Source organism: Caulobacter sp. 10L414 (assembly GCF_056395525.1).
Genome location: NZ_JBFTJR010000109.1, coordinates 1 through 7,881, shown reverse-complemented (window position 1 = coordinate 7,881; position 7,881 = coordinate 1). Strand labels below are relative to the sequence as shown.

Here is a 7,881-nt window from a genome sequence, read left to right as displayed (position 1 = left end):
GGCCTGGCCCGGTCGCTGGCCCGGGCGGCGGCCGACGGCGAGTTGTCGCTGGCCGAGCTGGCGCGGGCGGTGCTGGGCGCGATCTCGGGCGGAGGAGGCGGCGGTTCGGGCGGCTCGGGCGGTGGTTCGAGTGGTCTGGGCGAGGCGCTGGCCAGCGCGCTGTCGTCGGCCTTTTCCGGAGCGCGGGCCGAGGGCGGCCCGGTGACCGGCGGCGGCGCCTATCTGGTGGGCGAGCGCGGACCGGAGGTGTTTCGCCCGGCCGGGGCGGGCGCGATCGAGCCCCTCGGCGGCGGCGGGATCAATGTGACGGTGCAGGTGGCCGCCGGCGAGGCGGCGGGCCTGGCGCGATCGGACGCCCAGCTGGCCCAGGCCCTGGCGCGGGCCGTCAGCCTGGGGGCCCGCCGGCTCTAGCCGAAGACGTCGGCCCGGTCCTGCGGCGCGACTTCGCGTGGGCGCGAGGGCAGGCATCCGAGCAGCGCGACCGCGGCGGCCACGAACAGGCCGGCGGCCGTCTGGGCCTGGGCGCGCAGCAGCAGCTGGGCGACGTCGTGCCGCCCGTCCGACTGCAGGTAGAGAGCCTGGGCGACGGTGCTGGCCACCGGCGGCAACGCGGCCAGCCAGGTCGGCCAGCCGGCGTCGCGCAGGCGGCGCACGGCGGCCAGGGCCCAGACCAGCCACAGCATCACCCGCAGCGGCGGATCCGACGACAGATGGCCGGGCGCGAAGGCGATGATGATCGCCGTGGCGGCGAGGTTGGCGCCCAGGACGCCCAGGCTCCAGAGCCAGAACGCCAGCCGCCGGCTGCGGCCGCGAAGATAGGCCATGACCGCCTGGGTCACCCGAACACCTCGGCCTGCTCGTCGGGGCTGGGGGCGGAGGCGGGCCTGGGCTTCCACACGCCGAGGGCCACGGCGAGCGCGATGATCAGGACGACGCTGGAGATACTGAGCGTGGTCAGCGTTCCGACGAGATCCATCACGTTGCCGGCGGAGCGGATGATCAGCAGGTTCAGGCCCTGCCAGGCCAGGTAGATGGCCACCGGGAACGGCGCCAGCCAGGCCGGCAGGCCGGCGTCGCGCAGGCGCCGGGCGGCGAAGACGCACCAGGCGGCCAGGCTGGCCCAATCCAGCCCGTCGCTGGCCAGATCGCTCTGCGCGACGCTCTTGAAGACCATGGCGGCGACGGGGACGGCGATGGACGCGATCCAGTATTCGCGCCGCTTGCCGCGCCCGCGCAGCCAGGCCACGACCGCGTGGCTCATCCGAACACCTCGGCCTGACGGTCGGGCGAGGTTTCGACCGGCTTGGACCGGGGGACGCCGATCGTCACCCAGAAGCCGAGCCAGCCGACCAGGACGGCGCCGGTGACGTAGAGCGCCCAGTCCGGCACGCTGGCGTTCGGGTCGACCGTGAAGGCCGCGGCGAACATCGCCAAGGATCCGGCCGCCGGCGCCAGGCACAGCCAGGGCGACCAGCCGATGTCGCGCAGCCGGCGCACGCCATGCACGAGCCAGGCGGCGAGCAGCACAAAGGCCAGGACGTCCCGGAACGGCGCCTGCTTCAGAAGGAGGTTGCACCCGAACAGCGCGACGACGCCGCCCCAGTACTGGGCGCGGGCGCAGCGTCCGGTCAGGTAGCCGGCGAGGGCCTTGAGGGGGCTCACCCGAACACCTCGGCCTGGGTCTGGGCCGCCGGGGCGTCGAGAGGCTTGGACTTCCACACCCCGAGCACCACCCAGAAGCCGCACCACAGGACCAGGATGAGGACGGGCGCGATGTTGAACATGATCAGCTCGGCCGCCCGCTCCAGCTGGCTGGCGGCCGCGAGCATCGCGATGACGATGGCCATGCCGACGGGGATCGGCAGCAGGCCCAGCCAGGGCGACCAGCCGATGTCGCGGCACCGCCGCGAGGCGAGCAGGAACCAGGCGACGGCGTGGAGCCAGAGGAGGGCGTTGTGGGACGGGATCAGGTTCTGCACGACGTTGAGGCCGGTCAGGACGACGACCGTGATCCAGTATTCCGGCCGGCGGCACCGGCCCAGCAGATAGCCCTTGATCACGTTCACGAACGCCCCCGAAACACAAAACCCCGCCGCAGGGTAGCGGCGGGGTTGCGTCGGTGAAAGGGCTCTCGCGCCAGGACGGCGCGAGGGGGCTCAGACGGCCACGGCGTTCAGCGGCTGGTCGCCCCAGCGGTTGTCGCCGGTCTGGCCTTCGCTGCAGCCGACCCACAGCGTGAAGCCGATGCTGACCAGGAAGCCCAGCAGCAGGGACATCACCACGCCGCCGGCGCCGGCCAGGGCGAAGAGTTCGGGGTCGCCGCCGTTCAGGGCGATGGCCGCCGCGCCGAAGCCCAGCCACAGGGCCGAGCCGATCAGCATCAGCGGGCCCAGCACGATCGGCAAGGCCTGCCACCAGCCGCTCTTGCCCATGTCGTGCAGGCGCTTGGTGTAGATGCAGACGAAGCAGTAGAGGGTGGCCAGCGCCACGAGATTGCCGATGACCGGAACCCAGCCGGCCACCACGTTGACGCCCAGCAGCATGAGCCAGGCGATCCAGAACGCCTGACGGCCGATACGGCCGTCGGCGGAGAACATCAGGGTTTTCCAGTCCATGTCTTTGTCTCCCAACCTTGAGGAGAGACTAGGGCCGGCCCCTGCGCGCATGAAGTGAAATGGGTGTCATGACAAGGGTTTAACCCGCCGCCGCGGGAAGCGGGGACGAGGGCGGCGCCTCGCCGGCGCGCCGGGGGCCGGGCTCGACCCCCAGCCAGCCCAGCAGCGCCAGCCACAGGATCCCGCAGGCCCCCGCGCCGGTGAAGATCGGCACGATGACGGCCATGCCCTGCAGGTGGCCCATCCAGGCCATCAGCGCGCCGGTCAGGATCAGGTCGACGCCCCAGACCCCGACCAGCGGCCAGGGCCCGTGGCCCATGTCGCGCAGCCGTTTCAGGCACAGGACGCCGCTGATCCAGCCCTGCAGGGCCAGGATCAGCAGGCCCGGGACCCAGCCGTCGAAGCCCAGAGCCGGCCCGCTGACGTCGACCAGCCACGGGCCGATCAGCGGCACGGCGGCCATCGGCGCGGCGCCATGGCGGGCGAAGGCCAGGTAGCCGCCGATCTCGAGCCCCAGCAGCAGGAACAGGCCCAGCCAGAACGGTCCGCGACCGATGGCGCCGCGCGGCGAGAAGAGCAGGGCGAAGAAGGGCACGGCGGGGTCTCCGGCGGGGTTGGATGGAATGTAAGTAAATAATCACTCACATTGTGCAGCTGTCAAGGAGGGCTCTTCATGAGCTTGGCGATGAGCGCCTTTCACGAGGTGCGGCTGCCCGTGCGCCTGGCCTTCGGCGGGACGAGCGGGATCGAGCGCCGGACCGAGATCGTCGGTCTGGCCTCGGGGTTCGAGCACCGGTCCAGCCCGTGGGCGCACGGTCGGCGGCGCTATCTGGTGGGCACGGCGACGCGCAGCCTGGACGAGGCGGCCGAGCTGGTGGCGTTCTTCGAGGCGCGGCGCGGGCGGCTGCACGGCTTCCGGTTCCGCGACCCGGCCGACTTCAAGTCGTGCGCGCCATCGCTGACTCCGGCCCCGGGCGACCAGGCGCTGGGCGTGGGCGACGGGACGCTGCGGACCTTCGCTTTGGCCAAGACCTATGGCGACGGCGAGACGGCCATGTCGCGGCCGATCGTCAAGCCGCAGGCGGGCAGCGTGCGGGTGGCCGTGGCCGGGGTGGAGCAAGCGGCCGGGGCCTTTTCCGTCGACGCCGCCAGCGGCCTGGTGACCCTGGCCGCCGCGCCGGCGGCGGGGGCGGCGGTGAGCGCCGGTTTCCTGTTCGACACGCCGGTGCGCTTCGACCTCGACCGGATCGACGTGACCCTGGAGGGGTTCGGCGCGGCGCGGGTGGGGGCCGTGCCGCTGGTCGAGGTGCGGGCCTGATGCGCGCGGTCGAGGCGGCGCTGGCGGCGCGTATCGAAGGCGGGGCGGCCGGCCTTTGCCACGCCTGGATCCTGACCCGGGCCGACGGCCTGGCGCTGGGCTTCACCGACCACGACCGCGACCTGGCGGTCGACGGCGTGACCTGCCGGGCGGCCAGCGGCTGGACGGCGGGGGCGGTGGAGAGCGAGGCGGGAGGCGGCCCTGGGCTGGCGGCGGCGCTGGGCGCGCTGGACGACGCGGCGATCACGGCGGCCGACATCGAGGCGGGCCTGCACGACGGCGCGCAGGTGGTCTGCCTGCGGGTGGACTGGCGCGCGCCCGACCTTTCCGTCGAACTGTGGCGGGCGCGGGTGGCGCGGGTGTCGTGGACCGGCCGGGCCTTCACCGCCGAGCTGGAGGGACCGGCCCAGGCGCTGGAGCGGGTGGCGGGACGGACCTACGCCAGGACCTGCGATGCGACCCTGGGCGACGCGCGCTGCGGCGTCGACCTTGCGGCCCATCCCGGCGCGACCTGCGACCGGCGGTGGGCGACCTGCCGGACGGTGTTCGCCAACGGCGCCAACTTCCGGGGCTTTCCCAGCCTGCCGGGCGAGGACTTTCTGACGCTCTATCCCGGCGAGGGCGAAATCCACGACGGGGGCCGGCGATGAGGGCCGCGTCGCGCCGGGGCGAGGCCCTGGCCGAGGCCCGGGCTTGGCTGGGCACGCCCTATCAGCACCAGGCCAGCCTCAAGGGCGTGGGCTGCGACTGCCTGGGCCTGGTGCGCGGGGTCTGGCGGGCGCTGCACGGACCCGAGCGCGAGCCCTTGCCGCCCTATCGCCCGGACTGGGCCGAGCTGGGCGCGGGCGAGCCGCTGCTGGAGGGCCTTGGCCGGGCGCTGGTCGCGCTCGCGCCGCGCCAGGCCGCGCCCGGCGACGTGCTGGTCTTCCGCATGGCCGCGGGCGCGGCGGCCAAGCACTGCGCGATCCTGTCGGAGCAAGGTCCGGCGGGGGCGCGGATGATCCACGCCTACTGGGGCCGGGCCTGCGTCGAAAGCTGGCTGGGACCCTGGTGGCGCACGCGGCTGGTCGCCGCCTTTTCGTTTCCGGAGCAAGACTGATGGCGCAGATGATCCTGCAGGCGGCCGGGTCGGGCCAGGGCGTGCTGAGCGCCATCGCCGCCACGGCGGCGGCGGYGGTCGACGCGGGCCTGATGGCGGGCCTGGCGCCGGCCCGCTCGGGACCGCGCATCGCCGAACTGCGCCTGAACGGCGCGGCCGAGGGGGCGCCCCTGCCGTGCGTGTTCGGTCGGGCGCGGGTGAGCGGCCAGGTGATCTGGGCGGCGCGCTTCACCGAGCATCGGCGCGAGAGCGGCGGCAAGGGCGGCCGGGTGCGCACATATGGCTACAGCCTGTCGTTCGCCGTGGCGCTGGGCGAGGGTCCGGTCGACGGGATCGGCCGGGTGTGGGCCGACGGCAAGGTGATGGACATGACCGGGGTGGCCATGCGGCTGCACCGCGGGACCGAGGACCAGGCGCCCGATCCGCTGATCGCGGCCGTCGAGGGCGGCGAGGCGCCGGCCTATCGCGGCGTGGCCTATGTGGTGTTCGAGGACCTGGCGCTGGACGCCTACGGGTCGCGGCCGCCGCAGCTGTCGTTCGAGGTGTTCCGCCGGCCGGGCGGCGACGGCACGGGGCTGGAGGACCGGCTGGAAAGCGTGTGCCTGATCCCCGGGGCGGGCGAGTTCGTGCTGGCGAGCCAGGTGGTGCTGCGCCGCGAGGGGCTGATCCGCACCAGCGCCGAGAACCAGAACAACGCCGAGGGGCGGGCCGACCTGCTGGTCAGCCTCGACCAGCTGCAGGCGCAGCTGCCGAACGTGAAGCACGTGAACCTGGTGGTCAGCTGGTTCGGGACCGACCTGCGCTGCGGCGCGTGCGAGATCGCGCCGGGCGTCGAGGCGCGCGACAAGCCGACCGAGCCGCTGGCCTGGCGGGTGGCGGGGCTGGATCGCGGGCAGGCGCGGTTGATCTCCAGCAGCGCGGGCGGCGTGGCCTATGGCGGCACGCCGTCGGATGAGGCGGTGGCGCAGGCGATCGCCGAACTGAAGCGGCGGGGCCTTTCGGTGACGCTCTATCCGTTCGTGCTGATGGACGTGCCGGCGGGCAACGGCCTGCCCGATCCGCACGGCGGGACCGAGCAGGGGGCCTATCCCTGGCGCGGGCGGATCACCTGCCATCCGGCCCCGGGACGGGCGGGATCGCCGCACGGGACCGGCGCGGCGGCCGCGCAGGCGGCGGCGTTCTTCGACGGCGAGCGGGGCTATGCCCGCTTCGTGCTGCACTATGCCGACCTGGCCGCCCGGGCGGGCGGGGTGGACGGCTTCCTGATCGGCTCGGAGCTGGTCGGACTGACCCGGGTGCGCGACGCGACGGGCTTTCCGGCCGTGGCGGCGCTGAGGGCGCTGGCCGGCCAGGTGCGGGCGGTGGTCGGGCCGGAGACGAAGATCGGCTACGCCGCCGACTGGAGCGAGTATTTCGGCTCGCAGCCGGCCGACGGCTCGGGCGACGTGCGCTTCCATCTCGACCCGCTGTGGGCCGACGCCGACATCGACTTCGTGGGGATCGACTACTATCCGCCGATCACCGACTGGCGCGACGGCGAGGACCACGCGGACGCCCTGGCCGGGTGGGGCGGGCCGCACGATCGGGCCTATCTGCGCCAGGGTCTGACCGGCGGCGAGGGCTTCGACTGGTTCTACGCCTCGCCCGAGGACCGCGTCGCGCAGACGCGCACGCCGATCACCGACGGGGCGCACGGCGAGCCGTGGGTGTTCCGGCCCAAGGACCTTTTGTCGTGGTGGAGCAACCCGCACCACGACCGCCCCGGCGGCGTGCGGCAGGCCGGCCCGACGGCCTGGGTTCCGCGGTCCAAGCCGATCCGGCTGATCGAGTTCGGCTGCGGGGCGGTCGACAAGGGCGCCAACGCCCCCAACCTGTTCGTCGACCCCAAGAGCGCCGAGAGCGCGCTGCCGCCGTTCTCGGACGGAAGCGCCGACGAGCTTGGCCAGCGGCGGGCGCTGGAGGCGGTGCTGGCCATGGTGGCCGACCCGACCGCCAATCCGCGCTCGCCGGTCTATGGCGGGCCGATGATCGAGCAGGCCAGCGCCTGGTGCTGGGACGCCCGGCCGTTTCCCGACTTTCCGGCGCGGGCCGACGTGTGGGCCGACGCCCCGAACTGGCGGCTGGGCCACTGGCTGAACGGCCGGGCGGGCGCGGCGGGGCTGGGCGAGCTGGTTGCGGCGGTGGCGGCGCGGGCCGGGGTCGAGCTGGATCCGGGCGAGGCGTCGGGCGGCGTGGCCGGCTATGTGATCGACCGGCCGATGCGGCTGCGCGAGGCGCTGTCGCCGCTGACCGAGGCCTTCGGACTGGACGCGGTGGAGCGCGGCGGGCGGGTGCGGCTGGTCTCGCGCTCGGGCCCGGCGCTGGGCGCGCTGGCCGGCGACGACCTGGCCTGGCCGGAGGATCGGTCCGCGCCGGCCAGCGCCGCGCGGCGGCTGGAGGATGCGGCGGGCGCGGTGCGGATCCGGTTCGTGGACCTGGCCCGCGACTACCAGGCCGGCGGGCTGATCGTACGGGGCGCGGCCCAGGGGCCGGTGCTGGACGTGGAGGCGCCGATGGTRCTGACGACGGCCCAGGCCGACGCGGTCGCGCGGCGGCGGCTGGACGCCGAGAGCGCGGCGAGGCGCGAGCGGATCGTCCACCTGTCGCCGCTGGCGGCGCTGCGCTGGGAGGCGGGCGACCGCGTCGCGTTCGAGGGCGAGACCTGGCGCGTGGCGCGGGCGGACCTGGACGAGCGGCCGAGGGCGCGGCTGCTGCCCATCCTGCCGCGGGGCAGCGTCGGCGGCGAGATCGACTGGAGCCCGGCCCCGCCGCGTCCGGCGCAGGGGCCGCCGGCGCTGATGGTGCTGGAC

General features: G+C 74.4%; 11 protein-coding genes. 5 read left to right on the top strand and 6 right to left on the bottom strand.

The window, feature by feature from the left end:
- Positions 1-411 (top strand): phage tail tape measure protein (locus tag AC1DCG_RS24615; RefSeq protein WP_477041732.1); only part of this gene is annotated, 411 nt, incomplete at its 5' end.
- Here AC1DCG_RS24615 and AC1DCG_RS24610 read toward each other — a convergent pair.
- From AC1DCG_RS24610 to AC1DCG_RS24585, 6 genes are all read right to left on the bottom strand, one after another.
- A complete protein-coding gene (locus AC1DCG_RS24610) occupies positions 408-839 on the bottom strand; it encodes a DUF805 domain-containing protein (RefSeq protein WP_477029020.1) in 432 nt (143 codons plus the stop codon). The two genes, AC1DCG_RS24615 and AC1DCG_RS24610, sit on opposite strands and share 4 nt — an antisense overlap.
- Positions 836-1,261 carry a hypothetical protein gene (locus AC1DCG_RS24605; protein ID WP_477029019.1) on the bottom strand — a complete coding sequence of 142 codons (426 nt, stop codon included), beginning with the start codon at positions 1,259-1,261 and terminating at the stop codon, positions 836-838. The genes AC1DCG_RS24610 and AC1DCG_RS24605 overlap by 4 nt, the downstream gene beginning before the upstream one ends.
- Entirely contained in the window at positions 1,258-1,662 is a 405-nt protein-coding gene (locus AC1DCG_RS24600) for a DUF805 domain-containing protein (RefSeq protein WP_477029018.1), read from the bottom strand. The genes AC1DCG_RS24605 and AC1DCG_RS24600 overlap by 4 nt, the downstream gene beginning before the upstream one ends.
- Entirely contained in the window at positions 1,659-2,066 is a 408-nt protein-coding gene (locus tag AC1DCG_RS24595) for a DUF805 domain-containing protein (RefSeq protein ID WP_165257342.1), read from the bottom strand. The genes AC1DCG_RS24600 and AC1DCG_RS24595 overlap by 4 nt, the downstream gene beginning before the upstream one ends.
- A 90-nt stretch (positions 2,067-2,156) precedes the next feature.
- Positions 2,157-2,615 (bottom strand): DUF805 domain-containing protein, encoded by a 459-nt coding sequence (locus AC1DCG_RS24590; RefSeq protein ID WP_165257340.1) that lies wholly within the window; start codon positions 2,613-2,615, stop codon positions 2,157-2,159.
- 79 nt (positions 2,616-2,694) lie between these two features.
- A complete protein-coding gene (locus tag AC1DCG_RS24585) occupies positions 2,695-3,210 on the bottom strand; it encodes a hypothetical protein (protein ID WP_477029017.1) in 516 nt (171 codons plus the stop codon).
- A gap of 90 nt (positions 3,211-3,300) precedes the next feature.
- On the opposite strand from AC1DCG_RS24585, the gene AC1DCG_RS24580 reads away from it, so the two are divergent.
- The 4 genes from AC1DCG_RS24580 to AC1DCG_RS24565 all read left to right on the top strand — a co-directional run.
- Positions 3,301-3,933, top strand: coding sequence for a phage distal tail protein, Rcc01695 family (locus AC1DCG_RS24580; RefSeq protein WP_477029110.1), 633 nt, complete (start codon positions 3,301-3,303; stop codon positions 3,931-3,933).
- Positions 3,933-4,583, top strand: coding sequence for a baseplate hub domain-containing protein (locus AC1DCG_RS24575; RefSeq protein ID WP_477029016.1), 651 nt, complete (start codon positions 3,933-3,935; stop codon positions 4,581-4,583). Before AC1DCG_RS24580 ends, AC1DCG_RS24575 begins: the two co-directional genes overlap by 1 nt.
- A complete protein-coding gene (locus AC1DCG_RS24570) occupies positions 4,580-5,032 on the top strand; it encodes an NlpC/P60 family protein (protein WP_477029015.1) in 453 nt (150 codons plus the stop codon). The genes AC1DCG_RS24575 and AC1DCG_RS24570 overlap by 4 nt, the downstream gene beginning before the upstream one ends.
- Positions 5,032-7,881: baseplate multidomain protein megatron (locus AC1DCG_RS24565; RefSeq protein ID WP_477041731.1), on the top strand; the 2,850-nt coding region annotated here is incomplete at its 3' end. The genes AC1DCG_RS24570 and AC1DCG_RS24565, both read left to right, overlap by 1 nt.

Excerpts from the sequence above, each read along its gene's own strand:
- AC1DCG_RS24605 (WP_477029019.1), bottom strand. The coding sequence starts at position 1,261 with ATGAGCCACGCGGTCGTGGCCTGGCTGCGCGGGCGCGGCAAGCGGCGC.
- AC1DCG_RS24590 (WP_165257340.1), bottom strand. The coding sequence starts at position 2,615 with ATGGACTGGAAAACCCTGATGTTCTCCGCCGACGGCCGTATCGGCCGT.
- AC1DCG_RS24580 (WP_477029110.1), top strand. The coding sequence starts at position 3,301 with ATGAGCGCCTTTCACGAGGTGCGGCTGCCCGTGCGCCTGGCCTTCGGC.
- AC1DCG_RS24575 (WP_477029016.1), top strand. The coding sequence starts at position 3,933 with ATGCGCGCGGTCGAGGCGGCGCTGGCGGCGCGTATCGAAGGCGGGGCG.
- AC1DCG_RS24570 (WP_477029015.1), top strand. The coding sequence starts at position 4,580 with ATGAGGGCCGCGTCGCGCCGGGGCGAGGCCCTGGCCGAGGCCCGGGCT.